The sequence below is a fragment of the Qipengyuania aestuarii genome (assembly GCF_019711535.1).
Classification (GTDB): domain Bacteria; phylum Pseudomonadota; class Alphaproteobacteria; order Sphingomonadales; family Sphingomonadaceae; genus Qipengyuania; species Qipengyuania aestuarii.
This window is the reverse complement of sequence record NZ_JAIGNP010000002.1, coordinates 522,293-544,379: the sequence shown is the minus strand read 5'-3', so window position 1 is coordinate 544,379 and position 22,087 is coordinate 522,293. Positions and strand designations below refer to the sequence as shown.

General features: G+C 60.5%; 19 protein-coding genes. 8 read left to right on the top strand and 11 right to left on the bottom strand.

The window, feature by feature from the left end; translation table 11 throughout:
* Positions 1–28: 28 nt before the first annotated feature.
* The 3 genes from K3175_RS07790 to K3175_RS07780 all read right to left on the bottom strand — a co-directional run bounded on the left by K3175_RS07790 (position 29) and on the right by K3175_RS07780 (position 5,605).
* Positions 29–568 (bottom strand): hypothetical protein, encoded by a 540-nt coding sequence (locus K3175_RS07790; RefSeq protein WP_221542795.1) that lies wholly within the window; start codon positions 566–568, stop codon positions 29–31.
* Positions 569–1,442: 874 nt separating this feature from the next.
* The gene (gene clpB / locus K3175_RS07785; RefSeq protein ID WP_221542794.1) at positions 1,443–4,019 is read right to left on the bottom strand and encodes an ATP-dependent chaperone ClpB; all 2,577 of its coding nucleotides are present in this window, start codon (positions 4,017–4,019) and stop codon (positions 1,443–1,445) included.
* Between the two features lie 137 nt (positions 4,020–4,156).
* Positions 4,157–5,605: an ATP-binding protein gene (locus K3175_RS07780; RefSeq protein ID WP_221542793.1), complete on the bottom strand. Its 1,449-nt coding sequence runs from the start codon at positions 5,603–5,605 to the stop codon at positions 4,157–4,159.
* A 117-nt stretch (positions 5,606–5,722) separates the two neighbouring features.
* Here K3175_RS07780 and K3175_RS07775 point away from each other — a divergent pair, with 117 nt between their 5' ends.
* From K3175_RS07775 to K3175_RS07765, 3 genes are all read left to right on the top strand, one after another.
* Positions 5,723–7,930: a penicillin acylase family protein gene (locus K3175_RS07775; protein WP_221542792.1), complete on the top strand. Its 2,208-nt coding sequence runs from the start codon at positions 5,723–5,725 to the stop codon at positions 7,928–7,930.
* A 99-nt stretch (positions 7,931–8,029) separates the two neighbouring features.
* Complete coding sequence (locus K3175_RS07770) at positions 8,030–10,930, top strand: M16 family metallopeptidase (RefSeq protein ID WP_247710779.1); 2,901 nt, start codon at positions 8,030–8,032, stop codon at positions 10,928–10,930.
* Between the two features lie 57 nt (positions 10,931–10,987).
* Positions 10,988–11,293, top strand: a complete 306-nt coding sequence (locus tag K3175_RS07765) for a hypothetical protein (RefSeq protein ID WP_221542791.1) — start codon at positions 10,988–10,990, stop codon at positions 11,291–11,293.
* 73 nt (positions 11,294–11,366) lie between these two features.
* On the opposite strand, the gene K3175_RS07760 is transcribed toward K3175_RS07765, so the two are convergent.
* The 7 genes from K3175_RS07760 to rpsU form a co-directional block, all read right to left on the bottom strand.
* A complete protein-coding gene (locus K3175_RS07760) occupies positions 11,367–13,529 on the bottom strand; it encodes a S46 family peptidase (RefSeq protein ID WP_221542790.1) in 2,163 nt (720 codons plus the stop codon).
* A 209-nt stretch (positions 13,530–13,738) separates the two neighbouring features.
* A complete protein-coding gene (gene gatB / locus K3175_RS07755) occupies positions 13,739–15,235 on the bottom strand; it encodes an Asp-tRNA(Asn)/Glu-tRNA(Gln) amidotransferase subunit GatB (RefSeq protein ID WP_221542789.1) in 1,497 nt (498 codons plus the stop codon).
* Complete coding sequence (locus tag K3175_RS07750) at positions 15,232–15,588, bottom strand: hypothetical protein (RefSeq protein ID WP_221542788.1); 357 nt, start codon at positions 15,586–15,588, stop codon at positions 15,232–15,234. Before K3175_RS07750 ends, gatB begins: the two co-directional genes overlap by 4 nt.
* Positions 15,589–17,070: an Asp-tRNA(Asn)/Glu-tRNA(Gln) amidotransferase subunit GatA gene (gene gatA / locus K3175_RS07745; RefSeq protein ID WP_221542787.1), complete on the bottom strand. Its 1,482-nt coding sequence runs from the start codon at positions 17,068–17,070 to the stop codon at positions 15,589–15,591. It abuts the gene before it with no gap.
* A complete protein-coding gene (gene gatC / locus K3175_RS07740) occupies positions 17,070–17,372 on the bottom strand; it encodes an Asp-tRNA(Asn)/Glu-tRNA(Gln) amidotransferase subunit GatC (protein ID WP_221542786.1) in 303 nt (100 codons plus the stop codon). Before gatC ends, gatA begins: the two co-directional genes overlap by 1 nt.
* 50 nt (positions 17,373–17,422) lie before the next feature.
* Positions 17,423–17,986 carry an FKBP-type peptidyl-prolyl cis-trans isomerase gene (locus K3175_RS07735; RefSeq protein WP_221542785.1) on the bottom strand — a complete coding sequence of 188 codons (564 nt, stop codon included), beginning with the start codon at positions 17,984–17,986 and terminating at the stop codon, positions 17,423–17,425.
* Between the two features lie 137 nt (positions 17,987–18,123).
* Entirely contained in the window at positions 18,124–18,330 is a 207-nt protein-coding gene (gene rpsU / locus K3175_RS07730; protein WP_006834591.1) for a 30S ribosomal protein S21, read from the bottom strand.
* Between the two features lie 206 nt (positions 18,331–18,536).
* Between rpsU and crcB the strand changes: the two genes are divergently transcribed.
* The 5 genes from crcB to K3175_RS07705 are packed head-to-tail and all read left to right on the top strand — an operon-like array spanning position 18,537 to position 21,603.
* The gene (crcB, locus tag K3175_RS07725) at positions 18,537–18,947 is read left to right on the top strand and encodes a fluoride efflux transporter CrcB (protein WP_221542784.1); all 411 of its coding nucleotides are present in this window, start codon (positions 18,537–18,539) and stop codon (positions 18,945–18,947) included.
* Entirely contained in the window at positions 18,944–20,065 is a 1,122-nt protein-coding gene (locus K3175_RS07720) for an RluA family pseudouridine synthase (protein ID WP_221542783.1), read from the top strand. Before crcB ends, K3175_RS07720 begins: the two co-directional genes overlap by 4 nt.
* Positions 20,062–20,721: an HAD-IA family hydrolase gene (locus K3175_RS07715; protein WP_221542782.1), complete on the top strand. Its 660-nt coding sequence runs from the start codon at positions 20,062–20,064 to the stop codon at positions 20,719–20,721. The genes K3175_RS07720 and K3175_RS07715 overlap by 4 nt, the downstream gene beginning before the upstream one ends.
* Positions 20,708–20,917: a hypothetical protein gene (locus K3175_RS07710; RefSeq protein ID WP_221542781.1), complete on the top strand. Its 210-nt coding sequence runs from the start codon at positions 20,708–20,710 to the stop codon at positions 20,915–20,917. Before K3175_RS07715 ends, K3175_RS07710 begins: the two co-directional genes overlap by 14 nt.
* The gene (locus K3175_RS07705; protein WP_221542780.1) at positions 20,914–21,603 is read left to right on the top strand and encodes an ATP12 family chaperone protein; all 690 of its coding nucleotides are present in this window, start codon (positions 20,914–20,916) and stop codon (positions 21,601–21,603) included. The genes K3175_RS07710 and K3175_RS07705 overlap by 4 nt, the downstream gene beginning before the upstream one ends.
* 50 nt (positions 21,604–21,653) lie before the next feature.
* Here K3175_RS07705 and K3175_RS14385 read toward each other — a convergent pair whose 3' ends face one another.
* Positions 21,654–22,064, bottom strand: a complete 411-nt coding sequence (locus K3175_RS14385) for a GFA family protein (protein ID WP_221542779.1) — start codon at positions 22,062–22,064, stop codon at positions 21,654–21,656.
* Positions 22,065–22,087 lie beyond the last annotated feature (23 nt).

Genomic DNA, 22,087 nt, shown 5'->3' with positions numbered 1-22,087 from the left:
TTTTCGCCTCACTCATCTGCACGCAGCTCTATTTGACGCGTCTCACTCTTGCGCCGCGGCTGCCGTCAACTTTTGCCAGATAGCTTCCTAATGCCGCCCGCGTAATAACAATAGAATCGCCGACTTTCACGTTGCCTAAATAGACTTTGTCTGTTTGCTCCCAAACAGCACCGTCTCCAAGCCTCAGAACAAGTCCGTGACGATTGCGGCCGATCGCGGCAATCGTTCCGGTCATTTCTCTGAGACTTTGATCCGTCTCAAAATGATCTTCGACTTCGTCGAGCAATTCCATCTCGGGCCCGGCCAAACCGAACAACCCGCGCTGCGCTGCGCGGACTTCTTCCTTAGTTACCAGAACGATCTCCCTGTCGGCACGTGCACGCTCGATCCTCGACGTAGCTTCGTCGTAACACGACACGCGGTCCGTAACTTGGGCTATCGCCTGACAAGCCAGAAGATCTTCAAGGGGATCGGCAGTAGTTGAAAGATTATCCGTACTTTCTTGGGCGGTTGCCGGCGTCACGGCTAGAACCAGCAGCCCTGCCAATGGGGGATACCACTTCGTCATATTTCACCAGTTCCTTCCAGCTTTAATCGACTGCGGTCGCGTTTAACGCCATCAGGCGAAGGCGGGCAGTTATTGATTTAAGAAAAAATTATCCCAAAATTTTAGTCACTAGGTAATTCCTAATCGCCAAACTGAATGACGCGGAAAAAGGTCTCGCCCATCTTCACCTCCAACATCGAAGAGCGTTGCGGTACTAATTCTAATTATCAGAATGGTGACCCATCGCGTCTTTTACCCGGACGAAAAAGACGAATATAAGCCCACCGATAATCAGCTTTTTAAGATGAGCGTTTGCGAGATCCTATCCCGATTGGATTTCGACACCAAACGATGTCGATTTTATTCGGATTGGTATTTTCACTTAGGAGCAACTTAAAACCAATATAAAGTAATGCTTACTCCTCATGGTAATATAGCGACAAGAATTATTGATTCTTACCCCTTCCTTTTCTACGATAAATTTTCTAAGCCATCATTCTCATATTAGTAATTTCAAAATGCGAGAGATAGCTATGCATATTGCCCCTGCAATTTTGTTTGTGTCAGTGTTGGCCACCGCATTTCATAATCAAAGCGAGCCTCAGAAACGCGATGATAATGCTGATGAAATAATATGCAAATACGAGAAAGTTGTCGGAAGCCGGATACCAGAAAAAATTTGCCTCTCACGATTTGAGTGGGAAGAGCGCAAACGTATTCAAATGGAAAACAAGCGCTCAAGCAGAAACAACCACAGTAGCGCTGATTTGCGAAGCCAACCCTAGAAAGACAGCGGCAGATTGGGCTTCTCACTTGCCAGCGTGTTAATGACAGGGCGACTTCTTATCTTTAAAACAAGATTCAGAGCGATCAGAAACGGCCGTTGTCATCGCTCTTAAGCCACAATCATCTCCAGCGCCCCATCCCCTTCGTCGATGTTAACCGTCGAACCGTCCGGCACTTTTCCTGACAAGATCATGTCGGCCAGCGGGTCCTGCACATAGCGCTGCACTGCGCGCTTTAGCGGCCGTGCGCCATAGACTGGATCATAGCCCACTCGGCCAAGCCATTTTTTCGCAGCTTCGGTTAGGTCCAGCTCGATCTTGCGATCCTTGAGCAGCTTCTGCACCCGCGCCACTTGGATATCTACGATCGGGGCCATGTGCTCTTGTGCTAAGCGGTGGAACAGGATGATTTCGTCCAGACGATTGAGGAACTCGGGGCGGAAATGGCCCCGGACAACATCCATCACTTGCGGCTCGACATCCTCGACCTTCTGGTCGTCGTCCATATTGGCCAGATACTGGCTACCGAGGTTCGAAGTGAGGATGATCAGCGTATTGCTGAAGTCGACCACCCGACCCTGCCCGTCCGTCAAACGTCCGTCGTCGAGCACCTGAAGCAGAACGTTGAAGACGTCCGAGTGCGCCTTTTCGACCTCGTCGAACAGCACGACCTGATAGGGCCTCCGCCGCACGGCCTCGGTCAGCACGCCGCCTTCTTCATATCCGACATAGCCCGGAGGTGCGCCGATAAGGCGGGCGACCGCGTGCTTCTCCATGAATTCGCTCATGTCGATGCGCACCATCGCCTGATCATCATCGAACAGGAACATGGCGAGGGCCTTGGTGAGTTCGGTCTTGCCGACGCCGGTGGGGCCGAGGAACAGGAAGCTGCCCAGCGGGCGCCCCGGATCCTGCAGGCCGGCACGCGCACGGCGCACTGCCTTGGATACCGCGTCGATCGCCTGGCTCTGCCCGATCACTCGCTTGGCGAGGATGTTCTCCATTTCGAGCAGCTTCTCGCGCTCGCCCTCCATCATCTTGTCCACCGGAATGCCCGTCCAGCGTGAAACCACGCCGGCGATATCATCTTCGGTAACTTCTTCCTTCAATAACGCATTGTCGGTCTGGCCGCTGGCCTCTTCCAGCTTGCGTTCAAGCTCGGGTATTTTGCCGTATTGAAGCTCTCCTGCCTTTTGCAGATCGCCGCCACGCTGTGCTTGTTCGAGCTCGATGCGTGCCTGGTCGAGCTCTTCCTTTACCCGCGCTTCGGCGTGAATCTTGTCGCGTTCGTTCTGCCAGCGGGTGGTCAACTCGGAACTCTGCTGCTCGAGCTCGGACAGTTCCTTGCGCAGGGTATCGAGACGATCCTTAGAGGCCTCGTCGGTTTCCTTCTGCAGCGCCTGTTCCTCGATCCGCAGTTGGATGATGCGGCGGTCGAGACCCTCAATCTCCTCGGGCTTAGACTCCACCTCCATACGAATGCGCGAAGCCGCTTCGTCCATCAGGTCGATCGCCTTGTCGGGCAGGAAGCGGTTCTGGATGTAACGGTTCGATAGCTGCGCGGAGGCAACGATCGCGCCATCGGTAATGCGCACGCCGTGATGCAACTCATATTTGTCCTTGATCCCGCGCAGGATACTGATCGTGTCCTCCACACTCGGCTCGTCGATATAGACGGGCTGGAAGCGCCGCTGCAGCGCCGGGTCCTTCTCGACATATTTCTGATATTCGTCCAGCGTGGTCGCGCCGATGCAATGCAACTCGCCGCGGCTGAGCGCAGGCTTCAGCAAATTGCCCGCATCCATGCTGCCCTCGGAAGCCCCTGCTCCAATCAGCGTGTGCATCTCGTCGATGAACAGAATGATCTGGCCCTCGGCGCCCTTCACCTCGTCGAGCACGGATTTGAGCCGCTCCTCGAACTCTCCACGATATTTCGCGCCCGCGATCAGGGCGCCCATGTCGAGCGCCATTAGCGTGCGGCCCTTTAGGCTGTCGGGCACGTCTCCATTGGCGATGCGCAGCGCCAGGCCTTCGGCGATAGCGGTCTTGCCGGTTCCGGGTTCGCCGATAAGCGCGGGGTTGTTCTTGGTCCGGCGAGCGAGGATCTGCACAGTACGGCGGATTTCCTCGTCACGCCCGATAACGGGGTCGAGCTTGCCGTCGCGCGCCGCCTGCGTCAGATCGCGGGCATATTTCTTCATCGCGTCATAGGCTTCCTCGGCTCCGGCACTGTGCGCGGCTCGCCCTTTGGTCACTTCCTGGATTGCCTCTTCGAGCGCCTTTGCGTTGATGCCCGCGGCGGTCAGCGCCTTGCCGGCATCCGTGGCGCTAACCGACAGGGCCTGCAGTATGCGTTGAACCGGCACGAAACTGTCGCCAGCCTTTTCAGCCAGCTGTTCCGATTGATCGAGAACCCGCACGGCGTCATTGTCTAAGCCCGGCGTCTGCTGCGCGCCGCCACCCGATACGGCAGGCACCTTGGCCAGCGCATTGTCGATTTCGGTGATCGCCACGCCGGGATTACCGCCCGCACGCTGGATCAGCTGAGCCGCCATGCCCTGATCGTCATCGAGCAGCGCCTTGAGCAGGTGCGAAGGCGAAATGCGCTGATGGCTATTGCGGATGGCCACGGTCTGCGCCGCCTGAAGAAAGCCTTTGGCGCGATCGGTGAACTTTTCGAGATTCATGTAAAACCCCTCTTGCGAGAATTGCCGCTCGAATATGGTGTTGCGGATATGCAACACAAGGCCCCGCGAAGAATTTTGCGAGGTGTGTTATTGGGATATAGGGGTGTGCCCACCCAGCGCGAGAGGCAAGCAGAAATTTATTCGGCCGAAATGCCTTCGAGGCCGGGCACCATCACGGTTCGCCCTCCGCCGAAATCCTCACGCACGACGATGAGGCCCTGCCGTTCGAGATGTTCGAGCAGCCGCCTGATGCGCCCCGGTGAACTGGTGCCATAGGCCCGTGCCAACTCGGCTTCGTCTACCTGCGTTTCGCCGGCATGGGCCGCCTTGGCGATGACCAGAAAAGGACCAAGCAAATCTTCATCGACCGAACGGGCGAGGTCCATAATCCGTGACTGCATGGCGTCGCCGAGATCTGTCAGTCCGGCTCCCGCAACTGCAAACCTGCGGCGGAAGGCGTACATATCGGGCATGGGACCGATCAGCCGTTCACGGCGGCATCGGGTAAGGAAAGTCTGGAATTGTGCACTCGCGGACTGGAACGCGATTCCTTCCTCGCCCGCCAACTCATGAATAATTTCATCGATCCGCTGGGCAACGGCAGAAGTATCGGCAGGCTGCGCCGGCGCGTCAATCTGCCGTTCCTCGGCATGGGCAATGGTTGTTTCTATCTCGTCCATCCGCGGGGCAGGTGGCGGCGCGGGCGGCGGCGGTGCCTTGGCAACATCTGCCGCAAGATCACGGGTAAGCAGATCCGCCATGTCTTCGGGAGCGGTGTCGGGCAGAGCCATCAGGCCTTCGCTGCGCACCATGTTGCCAGTCTTCACCGGACCGATCTTCACCGACAAGGGCAGCCGCGTGATCGCCGGGCCGAGAGCCAGGAAATGCCCACGTTCCAGTTCGCGTATCCGTTCGGCCTGCCTGCGATCCATGCCAAGCAGGTCGGCGGCGCGCACCATATCGATGTCGAGAAAAGTCCGGCCCATGAGGAAGTTCGACGCCTCGGCGGCAACGTTCTTGGCCAGCTTTGCAAGACGCTGGGTCGCAACGATACCGGCCAGGCCGCGCTTGCGACCCCGGCACATGAGGTTGGTCATGGCCGAGAGCGTCATGCGCCGCGTATCTTCCGCGATCTCGCCAGCTACCGCCGGTGCGAACATCTGCGCTTCATCGACGACGACCAGCGCCGGATACCAATGCTCTCGCGGCGCATCGAACAGGGCAGTCAGAAACTGCGCCGAACACCGGATCTGCTGTTCCACCTCCAAACCATCGAGATCGAGCACCACGCTTGCACGGTGTTCGCGGATGCGCCGCGCCAAGGCCTCGATTTCACCCGGCGAATAGGCCGAACCATCGATCACGACATGGCCGAACTCTTCGGCAAGCGAAGGAAAGTCACCCTCCGGATCGATCACCACCTGCTGAACAAGCCCCGCGCTTTCTTCAAGCAGGCGCCGCAACAGGTGCGATTTCCCGCTGCCCGAATTGCCCTGGACGAGCAGACGGGTGGCGAGAAGTTCCTCGACATCGAACTCAACCGGCTTGCCGGAAGAATCATGGCCAATGGTGATCTGGGTTGTCACGCCCCCCGGCTAGCGGTCCGAATCCGGATCGCGGAAGGCCCCGCACCGGGTTTTGCCCAGAGCATTGCTTCACCCTGCACTGCTCGCTAGGCATTGCGTCTGGAGAGGATCGAATTCATGGCAAAATGGTTTTGGCGCGGCAGTGCCTTGCTGTCGCTGGTGCTGCTAATGGTGTTCATTGCCTTGGCAACCTGGGAGCCGCTCTGGGCGGAACGCGGCGAAGCGCCTCCTCCTGAAGCCGATTATTCCGCCGAGATTATTCGCGACGAATTCGGCGTGCCTCACATTTATGGCAAGCGCGATCGCGACGTGGCTTACGGCGTGGCCATCGCGCATTCGGAAGACGATTTCTCTACGCTTCAGGATGTCATCGCCATGGCTCGTGGCCGCTACGGAGCGATCGCCGGGCAGGATGGCGCCGCAGTCGATTATGTCTATCATCTCCTCGACGCCCGCGGCACGGCGGAGCGGCATTACCCGCAAATGCCCGCCGATACGCGCGCCCTTTTCGAAGCCTACGCCACTGGCCTCAACGATTACGCCGAGCAGAATCCTGACGAAATCAAGCTGGGCAAGCTCTTTCCGGTCAACGGCCTCGATGTCGCTGCCGGTTTCGCTCTTCGCCAGCCGTTCTTCTTCGGTCTCAACAATGTGATCGAACCCCTCGTCGCGGGCGACGATCTGCGCCGCGAATACGGTCCGGATATTCCCGGCTTTCCGCGCGATGCGATTTCCGATGGCCTCTCCGGCGATACGCTCCCCGGTTCGCAGAAGACCGCTTATTCTCCATTCGGCCCTGACGGCGCACATAACGGCTCCAACGCCTTCGCCGTGGCTCCCGAAAAATCTGGCGGTCCGACAATCCTGGTCTCCAATAGCCATCAGCCCTGGCGCGGCGGCGTGGCGTGGTACGAGCTCGTCGTCGAGAGCGAGGAAGGCTGGCACTATGCCGGAGCCAATTTCCCCGGATCGCCCTTCCCCTTTCTCGGCCATAACGAGGTTCTGGGCTGGACCAATACAGTGAACACGCCCGACATGGTGGACGTTTATCAACTCGAGCTGGACGACACGGGCGAACGCTATCGCTTCGGAAAGGAGTGGCGCGATCTGCAGACACGCGAAGTTACGTTACCTGTCCGGTTCGGACCAATAGTTCTGCCGATCAGCCGCGAGGTACATCGCAGCGTCCATGGTCCGGTCATCATCAATGAGAGGGGCGCGTTCGCATTCCGGTATGGCGGCATGGACAACCTTGGACAGCTCGACGCCTATTACCGGCTCAACAAGGCGAAAAGCCTGGCAGAATGGGAAGAAATCCTCGGGCGAATGGACATCCCGTCGACCAATTTCATCTACGGAGATGCTGCAGGCCATATCGCTTATGTTTACAATGCCGCTATTCCTGACCGCCCCAAAGGCCCCAACTGGCGCGGTATTCTCGACGGAACGGACCCATCGCTCGTTTGGAAGGGACCCGTCGATTATTCGGCCCTGCCGCGTTATGTGAATCCGGCATCGGGCTGGCTTTATAATGCGAACAACACGCCTTTCACCGCCGCAGGCGCGGGCAGCGATCTGCCAGCCGACGCCTATGAACCGGAAATGGGGGTCGAACTGAAGCAGACCAATCGCTCGCGCCGGGCGTGGCAGCTGATGAGTGATGCGGACCAGCTCGATCGCAAGACGCTGGAAGAAATCAAGTATGACACGGGCTATGCCCGCAAAGGATATATTGCCGAATTGTGGTCAGCTCTTGAGCGTCTCGACGTGGCCGACGAGCCCGAGCTCGACGCTGCACGCGGGCTGCTGCTCGGCTGGGACTTTACCGCGGATAACATAGGCAGGGCTGACAGCCTCGCCCTCCTCATGATCCGCGAGTTCATGTCGTGCCGCTATCAGAACACCGATTGTCCGGAAGTGCGCGACGAACTGGCAAAAGCGGTAGACCATTTGCAAACCCATTTCGGCCGCATCGACCCGCCGATGGGAGATCTTTTGCGGCTTCGCCAGGGGGATGTCGATCTTCCACTCGACGGCGGCTCGGACACGCTGCGCGCATCCACGCTCTGGGATGTCGAAGAGGACGGGCGGCTCGGCGTTCGTCACGGAGACAGCTTTATTCAATGGGTTGAATGGATGCCGGGCGAACGAGTGACATCTCGCTCGATCCAACCCTACGGCGCGGCGACCACACGCCCTCAATCCCCGCATTACGCCGATCAGGCTACGCTGTTCGTCCAGCATCGCTTGAAGCCGGTGCATTTCTGGCGCGAGGATGTGATCGCCAATGCCGCTACCCGAAAGACAGTGACGCATCGCCGCTAGCTGCTTAGGGTCACGCGGCATTGAATCGTTCGAAAATCTGCAGGCAGAATTAAGCAGGAAATATGCGGCGGTAGCCGCGGGCTCGACAGGGAGAACAAGATGAAAAAATTGAGTATGATGACGAGCGTCCTCGCGCTGGCGCTCGGCGGCTGCGCGACAGTGGCGGACACAGACATGGCAGCGGCCCCCGTCGCGGCAGCACCAGATGCGCAGGGCGACGATCTGGCGCAGCTGGTCGACCAGGTCCAAATCCCTTACGAGACCTTCACGCTGCCCAACGGGCTGACCACCGTCGTGCACACCGACCGCAAGGCCCCGCTGGTCGCAGTATCCGTGTGGTACGATGTCGGCTCCAAGCACGAGCCTGCTGGTAAAACCGGCTTTGCCCACCTCTTCGAACATCTCATGTTCAACGGTTCCGAAAACGCCGATGGCGATTTCTTCGAGCCGCTCCAGCAGGTCGGTGCGACCGGCTTCAACGGCACCACGAATGCGGACCGTACCAACTACTTCGAAACCGTACCTACGGCCGCACTCGACCGCGTGCTCATGCTTGAAAGCGATCGCATGGGCTATCTTCTTGGCGCGGTGACGCAGGAAAAGCTCGATAACCAGATCGGGGTTGTCCAGAACGAAAAGCGCCGCGGCGACAACCAGCCCTTCGGCCTCCTGCGCTATGAAGTGGTCGAAAACATCTTCCCGCGCGGCCATCCCTATTTTCACTCCACCATCGGTTCGATGGATGACCTGACCAACGCATCGCTCGACGATGTGAAGGATTGGTTCAAGGATCATTATGGCCCAAACAATGCCGTCCTCGTGCTGGCAGGGGATATCGATCTCGCCACCGCCAAGGAAAAGGTGACCGAGTGGTTCGGTGCCATTCCCAGAGGCGATGAAGTCGTCGATCCGGCGATCACGGTGCCGCAGCTTGCCGCAGACAAGCAGAAGATCATCAAGGATCAGGTTTCCACCACCCGCATCTATCGCATGTGGCCCATTCCCGGCGAGACTTCTGCCGATACCGTGCCGCTGGCGCTGGCACAGACCACGCTCGGCGGCCTTGCCAGTTCGCGGCTCGATAACGCGCTGGTCCGCGGTCAGGGCCTCGCCGTGTCCGTATCCAGCTGGGCATGGACGAACGAGGATGCCGGTGTCTTCATCGTGCAGGCCGACCTCAAGCCCGGTGTGGAACGCGCCGCACTCGAGGCTGCGCTGGACCAGCAGATCGCGCAGTTCATCGCCGAAGGGCCGACGGCCGATGAATTGGATCGGTCGAAAACCTCGATCGTCTCCGGCCTGATCGGCGGACTTGAATCGGTCGGCGGCTTCGGCGGCAAAGCCGTAACCTTGGCCGAGGGCGAGCTTTATCACGACAATCCCGGTCACTATCGCACCCAGCTTGAAAGCATGGTCGATGCCACACCGGCGTCAGTGCGTGCCGTTACCCAGAAGTGGCTTACCAAGCCGCGCTTCTCGCTGATTGTGGAGCCGGGCGAGCGTACCGAGGGCGGTGAAGACCGCGGCGGAGCCGTGGTGGCCGACACGACGGGCGAAGGGCTGAATGCCGCGCCGGTCGAGTTTTACTGCAACCCGGACTTCTGCGATCCGGATGCCATGCGCACGACCAAGGCGCAGGACCGTTCGCAGCTTCCACCCGTCGGCCAGCTGACCGATTTGGATTTTCCCGATATCGAGCGCGCAACGCTGTCGAACGGGATGGAAGTCTATTTCGCACGCCGGGATGCGGTGCCGAAAGTGACCGTCCGCATGGTGTTCGATGCCGGCTACACGGCTGACGATCGCGATGAACTGGGTACCCAGTCGCTGATGCTCGCGGCAATGGACGAAGGCACGGACGATCTCGATGCGACGCAGCTTGCGATCGTGCAGGAAAGATTGGGCGCAAGCATCAACGGCTTTGCCAATCTCGACGAGACGAGCTTCCAGCTCTCCTCGCTCTCCACCCGCCTCGCCCCCTCGCTGGACCTGTTTGCGGATTTCGTGCGCAATCCGGGTTTCCGCGCGGATGATCTGGAGCGCGTGCGCTCGCAGCAGCTCAACCGGATCAGCGCCGAAATGAAGAACCCCAGCAGCGCGGGCCAGCGGGTATTGACCCCGCTTGTCTTCGGTCCCCACCCCTACGGGATCCCAGGTTCGGGGCTCGGTGATGCTGCCGTGGTCGAAGGTCTGACACCGGCTGAGCTCGATGCGGCGCACCAGCGCTGGATCCGCCCCGACAATGCTCAGGTCTTCGTGGTGGGTGATACCACCCTCGCGGAAACCGTGAGCCTGCTCGAGGCATCGTTCGGTGACTGGAAGGCACCAGCTACAGCGCTTCCGGCAAAAACCTACGATGTGGATGTGCCTGCGCCTGAAGCGCGGATCGTCCTCCTCAACCGGCCGAACTCGCCGCAATCGGTGATCCTCGGAGCGCGCGTTCTCGATACGCGTGGCACCGACGACAACACCGTGCTCATTGCCGCGAACGAGGTCCTGGGTGGCAGCTTCCTGTCGCGCATCAACATGAACCTTCGCGAGACAAAAGGCTGGTCCTACGGATCGCGTTCCGGCGTGACGTACAACCGCGACCGGCTGGTTTACGCCGTCCAGGCCGAAGTTCAGGCCGACCGGACGGGCGATTCCATCGTTGAACTCGAAAAGGAAATCACCGGCTTCGTGGGCGACAATGGCGTAACGCCGGCTGAACTCGAACGGACGATCAACGGCAATGTGCGCGAACTTCCGGGTCAGTTCGAAACCTCGAATTCGGTCCTCGCGGGCATGGTCAACATCGTGAAATACGATCGTCCCGACGATTACTACGAGACCATTGCCGACAAATATCGTGCGCTGACCGCAGAAGAGCTTGCAAAGGCTGCGCGGGAAAATTTCGTCTACGGAGACATTGTCTATGTGGTTGTGGGTGATGCCGAGGTGGTCGAGCCGCAGCTCGAACGCACGGGCCTGCCCTACACCGTCCAGGAACTGGACCAGTAATTGACACTAGTGTAAGTTACGGCGATGAAGCCGCACTGTTAATAAAGGAGAATATGCATGTCCGTAGCCGGAACTTATGACACCGTCGTCAAGAGCCCGATGGGCGACCAGAAGGGCACCTTCACTGTGGTCCCTGGTGACGATGGCAACACCTTCACCGGTTCGATGGCCGGCGGAATGGGTTCGATGGACGTCAAGGACGGCAGGATCAACGGCAACGAACTGACCTGGGCGATGGACATGACCGTCCCCATGCCGATGACGCTGAACTGCAAGGCAACCGTCGATGGCGACCAGATGACCGGCACCGTCAATGCCGGCGCTTTTGGCGACATGGCCCTGACCGGCGAACGCCAGGGCTAAGGTCTTAAAGACAAAAGAAAGGGCCGCCGGATCGCTCCGGCGGCCCTTTTTGTTTGAGTGATCGTGGAGCGACTTACTCGACGATATCCATTTCCTCGATCAGGGCCTGCGCCCCGTCGACCTTGTCCATCACCCACAGCATGTAGCGCGAATCCACATGGATGCTGCGTGTGGTGCGCGGATCGAAATCCCAGTCCGAGTTGACGCTTTCGAAGGTGCCATCGAACAGCAGGCCGACCAGCTGGCCCTTGGCGTTGAGAGTGGCCGAACCGCTGTTGCCGCCCGTCACGTCCAGATCGGACATGAAGTTGACCGGGACAGAATTGATCGAATCCAGCTCGTATTTGCCGTAATCCTTGGCCTCGATCAGATCGAGCTCGCGCTGAGGGGCATTGAACGGTTCTTCGCCCGTGTCCTTCTGGGTAATGCCCTCCAGCGTCGTGAAGGGCAGATATTGCATCCCGTCGAAGGGCGATCCGCCCATGACATTGCCATAGGTGATGCGCAGAGTGGAATTGGCATCGGGATAGGTCAGCTGACCTTCCGAGCGCTGCCACTGCGTGATCGCATCCATATAGGCGGGCCGCAGAGCGAGCGAACGACCGGCAAGCTCTTCGGCCGCATCTTCCAGGCCGCGGTCATAATCGTAAAGCGCCACGGCGAGTTCGATAAACGGATCGTCGCTGGCTTCGAAGGTGGCCGGATCAGCTTCCATCAGTGCAAGGCGCGTTTCGGTATCGCCTAGCGTGGTGTCGGCATAATAGCTGTCGAGCAGGCCGGGCAGGTCCGCTGCGGTGGTCTGCGGCGTCAGGCCCAGCGCCTTGTCAAAGGCCGGGACACGTTCGGCCGCAGGCTGCTGGATGTAGCCGTTCAGGAACAGCAGCCACTCAGCCTTGTCCACCACCGGATCGTAGCGCCGGTCAAGCGCCTGCAAGCCTTGGCGGAAGAAAGTCAGATCGCGATCCTGATAGCCGGATTCACGCTGCGCATTCGGCTTCTCCCGTTCTTTCGAGAGACGGTAGAGCCGCTGCGCTGCGCCCAGCAATTGCGGACGGGTGGCATTGCCGTACCAGAAGCTGGTCCGCGCAGCCTGTGCGCTTTCCTCCGCAAGGGCATTCAGCTGCGCGATCGCCGTGCCGTAATTGGCGCGGGAAGGATCGGCGGCAATCCACCGGGCCAGTTCCGCTTCGCGCGCACGGCGACGGTCGACGAGGCCGACACGGCGAGCGCCATCGATCTGGCCGCGCAGGTTCTTCTCGTAATTGTTGAGGCCCGCAAGGCGGCTTTCATACTTCACGCGGGCATCCGAGCCGGCCGGTGCAGCATCCTCGATCGTACCGATCCATTCGGTCAGCAGCGTCTGGAAGGTGGGGTAGTTCCAACCGAAGGTGTTCTCAACTTCAGCCAACAGAGCATAACGGCTGGTCGATCCGGGGTAACCCGCAACCATCACGAAGTCGCCCTTGTCGAGGCCGGACGCACTGACCTTCAGATGATGCTCCGGCTGGTAAGGCACGTTCTCTTCGGCATAATCGGCAGCCGAACCGTCAGGAGCGACATAGGCGCGGTAGAAAGAGAAATCCCCCGTGTGGCGCGGCCACATCCAGTTATCGATGTCACCGCCATATTTGCCGACCGAGTCCGCCGGGGCGTAGACCAGCCGCACATCGCGCACTTCGAGGCGCTCGATCAGCGTATATTCCGCGCCGCCGTAGAAGTTGGCGACCTGGCAGCGATAACCGGCCTTTTCCTCGCATTCGGCGGTAATATCCTTCAGCCGCTGTTCGACGGTGTCATAACGGTCGGTCGGCGACAGGGCATCCGTGCCTGCGCGGACGCGGTCGGTCACATCGGTCAAAGCGGTGGTGACATAGATGCGGGAGCCCGGAGCGGCGGGCACTTCCGCACCTTTCGTCTTCGCGAGGAAGCCGTTTTCCAGATAGTTGTTTTCCGCGGTCGAGTTGTACTGCACCGATCCGCGGGCGCAGTGGTGATTGGTGACCACCAGGCCCTCAGGCGAAACGAAACTGGCCGAGCAGCCGCCAAGCGAGACGATGGCGCCCATTGGGAAGCCAGTCAGATCGCTCAGCGCTTCGGGATCGAGTTCGAGGCCGGTAGCGCGAAGATCGTCGGCGATCTCTGGCAGCTGCTGCGGCGTAAACATGCCTTCCTTGGCGGCTAGCGGCGCAGATGCGACGCACGCCAGAAGGGCAGCGACGGTTGTAGTCTTTCTCATCGTAAAAGGGTCCCCTACCAAATGCGCGAAAAGCGCATCATGGTTCGGGGTTATGCGCAGGCACCTGCCTGAGCAAGGCCCCTGTCGCCGAGTTACATATATGGTCGACGAGAGAATCCGTCGGCGCCATGCGGCAGCGGGCGGCGATTTGCGCGGACCAGCATCATCCCCGTCGGGCCAGTGCGCCCGACGGAGACGACGCTATCGAATCAGCCCAGCTTGTCCTTGAGGATCTGGTTGACCACGGCCGGATTGGCCTTGCCCTGCATCGCCTTCATCGTCTGACCGACGAAGAATCCGAAGAGCTTGTCCTTGCCGCCGCGGTATTCTTCGACCTTGTCGGAATTGTTGGCGATAATCTCGTCGATCGCGGCTTCGATCGCGCCTGTGTCGCTGACCTGCTTGAGGCCTTCGGCATCGGCGATCTCTTCGGGATCACGTCCGGTCTTGAGGACGATCTCGTAGATTTCCTTGGCCTGTCCGCCCGAAATCTCGCCCTTGTCCTGCATAGCCAGGATGCTGGCCTGAGCTTCGGCAGTGGCGTTGGCCGGATCGGCCTCTTCGCCAAGCGACTTCATCACTCCCGGAGCGACCGAAAGGGCCCAGTTGGCGACCTGCGTCGCGACCTTGGCCTCCGACTTGCCGATTTTCGCTGCGGCCACGCTCAGCAGCGTTTCGAAGCGGGCGAAGGTTTCGACCTCGGCCGTCAGTTCGCGTGCGTTGTAGGGCGTCAGCCCCAGCTCGCCTTCGTAGCGCGCGCGCTTGGCGTCGGGCAGTTCGGGCAGGCTGGCGCGGCATTCGTCGAGGAAGCTGTCTTCCAGTTCCAGTGGCAGCAAATCGGGATCGGGGAAATAGCGATAGTCATGCGCATCTTCCTTGCTGCGCATGGTCCGCGTGGTGCCCGTGCCCGGATCGAACAGGCGCGTTTCCTGATCGACCGTGCCTCCGCTTTCAAGCACTTCGACCTGGCGGTTGGCTTCATATTCGATGACCTGCATCACGAACCGCACCGAGTTGACATTCTTGGTCTCGGTCCGCGTGCCGAATTCTTCGCCCGGTTTGCGCACGGAGACATTCACGTCGGCGCGCATCGAGCCTTCTTCCATGTTCCCGTCGCACGAACCGACATAACGCAGGATGCTGCGCAGCTTGCGGACATAGGCACCGGCTTCGGCAGGCGAACGCATGTCGGGTTTCGACACGATTTCCATCAGCGCCACGCCGCTGCGGTTGAGGTCGACATAGGACATCGTCGGGTGCTGATCGTGCATCAGCTTGCCCGCATCCTGTTCGACATGGATACGCTCGATTCCGATGACCTTGTCTTCGGCGATCCCGGCCTTCTCGTCGGCATCGATCGTCAGCGCCCCTTCACCCACGATCGGATGATAGAGCTGGCTGATCTGATAGCCTTGCGGCAGATCGGCATAGAAGTAGTTCTTGCGGTCGAAACGGCTGTATTTGTTGATCTGCGCCTCGATCGCCATGCCGGTGCGCACCGCCTGCCGGATACACTCGCGGTTAGGCACGGGCAGCATGCCGGGCATGGCTGCATCGACCAGGCTGACCTGCGTGTTCGGCTCCGCTCCGAAAGCGGTCGCAGCGCCGCTGAACAGCTTGGCGTTGGAGGTGACCTGCGCATGGACTTCGAGGCCGATCACGACCTCCCATTCGCCGGTTTCGCCCTGGATGCGGTAGTTGGTCATGCGCGGACTGCTTTTCGAATTGCGAATATTGAAAAATACATAATGCCCCAAACCCCCAAAATAACCCAAATTACCGCCGGCTGATCGGTGAGATATGAAAACCAGAAGCCGGCAGAACCGAAGCCAACGATAGAGATTGTAAAACTTTTCCACGGCACCGCGTTGGACAGCAGGCCGATAATGTCAGTTTGAGAATTTATGATGGATATGGATATTGAAATCAGACCAAGCGCTAGAAGTACCAGATCAGATTTGCCCATTTCTCGGGATGCTAAACTCACTCCAAGGAAAGCGCTCAGAGCAGCACCAAACACTAAATCGAGTGCCGAAAATATCCTCGAGATATGCTCCATTCACCACCACTTCTCAGGCGCTGCATCAAACCCGGCACGCTGCTGGATGGCCAGCCCCGTGTTGAGCACACTCTGCTCGTCGAAGGGCTTGCCCACGATCTGTAGGCCGAGCGGAAGACCGTCGGAATTCACCATCGCCGGCACGCTCATCGCGGGCAGGCCAGCAAGGCTGGCGGGCACGGCGAAGACATCGTTGAGATACATCGTCAGCGGATCTTCGTTGAGCGAACCGAGCGGGAAGCTAGCGGTCGGTGTCGTCGGTGCGAGAATCGCGTCGCACTGTTCGAACGCTTTGGCGAAATCCTGCGCCACCAGCGTGCGGATCTTCTGCGCCTGGGTGTAATAGGCGTCGTAGAAACCGGCGCTCAGCACATAGGTGCCGATCAGGATGCGGCGCTTGACCTCGTCGCCGAAACCCTCGGCGCGGGTCGCGGCATACATATCCTGCAGCCCAGCCCCATCGGGCAGGTCGCGCAGGCCATAGCGCACGCCGTCATAGCGCGCGAGATTGCTCGATGCTTCGGCGGGTGCCACGATGTAATAAGCGGGCAGCGCATATTTGGTGTGCGGCAACGAAACGTCGACGATCTCGGCGCCCGCATCGCGGAGCCATTCCTTGCCCTGCTCCCAGCTCTTGAGGATTTCCTCGTCGGTGCCGTCCATCCGGTATTCCTTCGGGATACCGATCTTCTTGCCCTTCAGGTCCGCCGACAGCGCCGCTTCCCAATTGGGAACGTCCATCTGAAGGCTGGTCGCGTCCTTCGGATCGAATCCGGCCATTGCTTTGAGCATGATGGCGCAGTCTTCGACGCTGCGCGCCATCGGGCCAGCCTGGTCGAGGCTGCTTGCAAACGCCACCACGCCCCAGCGGCTGCAGCGCCCATAGGTCGGCTTGATGCCGCAGATACCGGTGAAGGCAGCGGGCTGGCGGATCGATCCGCCGGTGTCGGTCCCGGTGGCCGCAGGCGCGATGCGCGCCGCGACGGCGGAAGATGACCCGCCAGAAGAACCACCCGGGCTCATCCCGGCATTGGCGCCTTCCTTGCGCCACGGCGAATTGACGTTGCCGAAATAGCTGGTTTCGTTGGACGACCCCATCGCGAACTGGTCGAGATTGAGCTTGCCCAACATGCCCGCGCCGGCATCCCACAGCTTCTGGCTGACAGTGCTTTCATACTGCGGCGTAAAGCCTTCGAGGATGTGGCTGGCTGCGGTGGTCTGCACGCCCTTGGTGGCGAACAAATCCTTCATGCCGATCGGCACGCCGCCCATGATGCCCAGATCCTCGCCCTTGGCGCGCTTGGCATCGACGCTGTCCGCGGCGGCCAGCGCATGGTCGGGGGTGGTGACGATGAAGGCGTTGAGTTCGGCGGCCGCGGCAACGGCTGCGTTGAAGCTTTCGGCCACTTCGCGGGCCGTGAAATCGCCGCCGGCAACGCCGTCGCGGATTTCCTTCACGCCGAGATTGGTAAATTCGGTCATTATTCGATCACCTTGGGCACGCCGAAGAAGCCGTGTTCGGCCGCCGGGGCATTGGCGAGCACATCCTCGCGCCGGCCACCCGAGGTTTCGGGGATGGCATCGACCACATCGTCGCGCAGACGCACCGTATTGGGGATGACCGCAGTCATCGGTTCGACACCGGCGGTATCGACCTCGCCCAGTTGTTCGACCCAGTCGAGGATATTGTTGAGTTCGGGGACCATGCGATCAAGCTCTTCTTCGCCCATCTTGATGCGGGCGAGCGAGGCGATCTTGGCCACTTCTTCGCGTGTGACTGACATGAGGGCGCGTTAGCCGTGCGCGCCCCCACCTTCAAGCGGCTAGATGAGGCTTATTGCGCCGGGGGAGCCCCTTCGCCGCCCTGCTGCGCGCCCATGGCGCCCATCATCGCCTGCAGTTGCTGCAGCTTGGCATCGAATTCCGGACGCGAGAGGATGTCGGTGACTTCCACTTCAAAGGTCAGATCGGCATTGGCCGGGATCGGCGATCCGGGAGGCGGTTCCGCACCATAGCCCTGATCTGCAGGGACGGTGACCAGATATTTGCCGCCTTCCTTCATCTTCAGCAGCGCATCGAGGAAGCCGGGAATCAGCGCGCCTTCTTCAAGCAGCATCGGCGTTCCCTCGGGCAAGAAGCCCGGCGGAATCGGCAGCGGCTGCGAACGGTCGAATTCCGTCCCGTCGTCGAGCGATCCGACATATTTCACGAACATGACCTGGCCCATCTCGGGCGAAGGCCCGGTGCCTTCGGTCAGCGTTTCCAACCCGGCGGCCTTGGGTGCGGCGGCCCACGCCAGCCCGCCGCCCAGCAGAATGGCGACAAGGACGCCCAGCCAGAGCTTGGTCAGGGAGCCTTTCTTGATCGGTTGCAACGGAACGCGGGTAATCTCGGTCATGTGAACTGTGTCCTGATACGCAAAGGGCGCGGATTTCTCCGCGCCCTCATGGCTTGTCTGGTAAGCTGGTGCAACGCGGTTTTGAAATTTCGGCCCATCCGGGCGCAAAACCGCTTCGCACTTTCGCGGACGGCGTCTTACTTGATGCCGTCACGCTCCATACGCTTGCGCTCCAGCTTGCGAGCGCGGCGAACGGCAGCAGCCTTTTCGCGTGCGCGCTTTTCGCTGGGCTTTTCGTAGTGACGACGCAGCTTCATTTCGCGATACACGCCTTCACGCTGCAGCTTCTTCTTGAGCGCGCGGAGGGCTTGGTCAACATTGTTATCGCGAACCATGATCTGCATAAACTTCAATACCTCGACTTTGCGGGCCAGAGCCCGCGCAAAAGCGGGGTATGCCTCCTTGAATAGGGTTTCGCTACTATAACGAAAAACGCGCCGAATCCGTTCCGGACCGGCTCGAACGGGGCGCACATAAGGATTCGCGGCAAAAAAGGCAAGCGTGTAACAGCGCCTTTCGCATTCGCGCCCCAGCGGCTAGAGGCAGGCTCATGTCCACCCTATCCCCCCTCGTAGCCACGCTGCACGTCGCCATCGGCGGCGGTGCCGGCGCAGCGCTGCGGTATCAGGCAGGCCGTGCCATGACGCAATGGCTCGGTGCTCCGATCATTTCTGCCTTTCCCTTCGCGACCCTTGCGGTCAACGCGCTGGGCAGCCTGCTCATGGGGCTGCTCGCGGGATGGCTGGCACGCAATGGCGGGGAAAGCAGCGAACAGCTGCGCCTCCTGCTGGGCGTGGGCCTGCTGGGCGGCTTCACCACTTTCAGTGCCTTCAGCCTCGAGATGATCCTGCTGATCCAGCGCGGGCAGTTCCTGTTCGCCACGCTTTACGCCGTTCTGTCCCTGGCACTGGGGCTCACCGGCCTGATGATGGGCCTTGCGATAATGCGGGTGGCGGCATGAAGACCTCCGACGAAGTTCGCAATTTCACGGTCGAAGCCGATGACGATGGCATCAGGCTCGACCGCTGGTTCAAGCGCCACCTGCCGCAGGTCGGCTTCGGCACGGTAAGCAAATGGACCCGCACCGGGCAGATCCGCGTGGACGGCAGCCGGGCCAAGCCCGACGATCGGCTGGCGAAGGGGCAGCAGATCCGCGTTCCGCCTGGCGGCGACGCGCCGAACCGGGAGGCCAAGCCCAAGCGCGAACTGACCAAGGCCGAGCGCGATCAGGCCGCCGAAATGTTGATGACGCAGACCAAGAGCGCTCTTGTGATCAACAAGCCGCCCGGCCTTGCCACGCAGGGCGGTACCAACACCTTCAACCATGTCGACGGGCTGCTCGATGCCTATATGGAGGAAGGTGAGGAGCAGCGCCCGCGTCTCGTTCACCGACTCGACAAGGATACCTCCGGCGTGCTGCTGGTGGCCCGCACACCGGGCAGCGCGGCGTTTTTCTCCAAGCGGTTTTCCGGCCGCAGCGCCAAGAAGATCTACTGGGCGCTGGTGGTGGGCGTACCCGATATTCGCGAAGGCGTGATCGAGGCGCCGCTGGCCAAGCAGCCAGGTTCGGGCGGCGAGAAAATGCATGTCGATCACGAAGGCGGGGCGCCGGCCAAGACCAAGTATCGCGTGGTCGAGAGCGCGGGCAAGAAGGTCGCTTGGCTCGAACTACAGCCGCTGACCGGCCGCACCCACCAGCTGCGCGTGCACTGCGCGGCCATGGGTCACCCGATCGTGGGCGATGGCAAATATGGCGGGAAGGACGCGTTTCTCACCGGATCGATCAGCCGCAAGATGCACCTCCACGCGCGCCGGCTGATCATCGACAGCCCCGATGGCAAGCTCGATGTGACGGCCGAGTTGCCGGAACATTTCGCCGCCAGCATGGAGCAGATCGGCTTCGACGAGAAGGCAAGCGACGCCACCCCCATGCGTGACGATCCGCCGCCCAAGTCGCGCGAGGAAAAGAAGCAACAGGCCCGCCAGCACGCCAAGACCTACAAGAAGAACCAGCGAGGCCCACGCCGTGCCCGCGGCGGTGCGGGAGGCAAGGCGAAAGGCCGGGGCAAAGCCAAGTGAAACGACTGGTCATTTTCGATTGCGACGGAACGCTGGTCGATGGCCAGGCGGCGATCTGCGACACGATGGACGAAGCGTTCGCGGCAGCCCGCCTCCCCAGCCCCGATCGCAATGAAGTGCGCCGCATGGTCGGCCTCAGCCTGCCGCAGGCGCTGCGCCAACTTGCTCCCGGGGCGACCGACGACCAGCGCGATATCGCCCTGGACGCCTATAAGTCCGGTTATCGCGACCGGCGATTCAAGGGCACACTGGAAGAACCGCTGTATGACGGCATGGCCGAATTGATCGACCGTCTGGTCGATGCCGGCTGGCTACTTGCCGTCGCCACTGGAAAGAGCGATCGCGGCCTGCATTCATGCCTCGACATGCACGGGATCAAGCATCACTTCATCTCGCTTCAGACTGCCGACCGCCACCCGTCAAAACCACACCCTTCGATGATCGAGCAAGCGCTTGCCGAAGCAGATGTAGCAAGTGATTGCGCTGTGATGATCGGCGACACGACGTTCGACATCGAGATGGCCCGCGCGGCCGGTGTTCGCGCCATCGGCGTCGCCTGGGGCTATCACGAACCGAGCGAATTGCTCGAAGCGGGCGCGCAGGGCGTGGCTGGCACGATGCAGGAGCTGGAGGACATGATCAATGCAGGGGCGTGACCCGGCAATCGTGAAATTCATCCTGCTCAACGTGATCCGCATCGCCGGCTTGCTCTCCGTGTTGGCCGGGATCGCAGGCCTTGGCGACAGATTGCCGATGCCGGACTGGCTGGCAGCCGCGGCGGTCGTTCTGGGCGTGGGATTATTCTTCATCGTGCCGATGTTCGTGGCGCGCCGCTGGAAAGGGCGGACATGAAACGTTTCTACAAGGATGTGTCGACCGCCCGCACGGGCGAAGGCTGGCAGGTCATGCTCGACGCGAGGCCGCTGAAGACGCAAGGCGGCAAGGCCCAGATCGTACCGAACGAGGATCTGGCGGAAAAACTGGCCGAGGAATGGCGCAGCCAGGGCGAAACCATCGATCCGGCCGCCTTCCGCTACCGCGACATGGCCGATTATGCGCTGGACGTCGTCGCCAGCGACCGCGCCTTGCTGGTTGAAAAACTGCTCGGCTACGCAGAAACAGACACGCTGTGCTTCCGCGCCGATCCGGAAGAGCTGCTCTATCGCCGCCAGCAGGAGCTGTGGGAGCCGATCGTTGCCGGTCTGGAAGCGCGCGAAGGCGTGACCCTCCACCGCATCAGCGGCATCCTCCACCGCCCGCAGACCGAAGAAACGCGCCAGCGGCTCGCGGCGCGGCTCGAACAGCTGGATCCCTTCACCCTCGCCGCGCTGGAACAGACCGCCTCGCTTGCTGCCTCGCTTTGCATCGGGCTGGAGGCCCTGCAGGCCGGCGCGGATGGCGACGCCTTGTGGGCGGCGGCCAATCTCGAGGAGGAGTGGCAGGCCGATCTCTGGGGCCGCGACGAGGAAGCCGAAGCCCGGCGCGCCAAGCGAAAGGGCGATTTCCTTGCGGCGATGGAGTTTGTCAGAGCGCTCTAAGGATCGGAGTCAGTTTCCGACCGAGTAACACGTAAACCGCTCACCGCCGTTCACGACCTCTCAGCTGAACTTGGCTCGGGGTGCTTTTCGAACCTTTTCGCTTCGTCACAAATGTCATACCACGGCGGCTTCTCACTTACGAATTCGTGAAATTTAGTCCGGACGCCGGGGTCCTCGTCCAAGGTGTTGGCCGAGATGGGAAAAGAGGTCTCTTCCGACAGAATCTCACCGAATGCGGTCCCGCAAATCCTACAAAAACACCGAGCGTATTGGTAAGGCGGTGAAGGTTCGTATCGCTGAACCATTTCCCGCCCAGATATCCAGCGTAAATCCTGGGATTTGACAAAGACGACAGTGCTCGCTCCAACTTTACGACAACGGGTGCAATGGCAAGTTGCCATCAACGCTGGAGTTGCAGTCAATTCGAACTGAACCGCATTACAGCAACAGCTACCCTTCATGAAATGCTCCTTCGGGTCTGCGC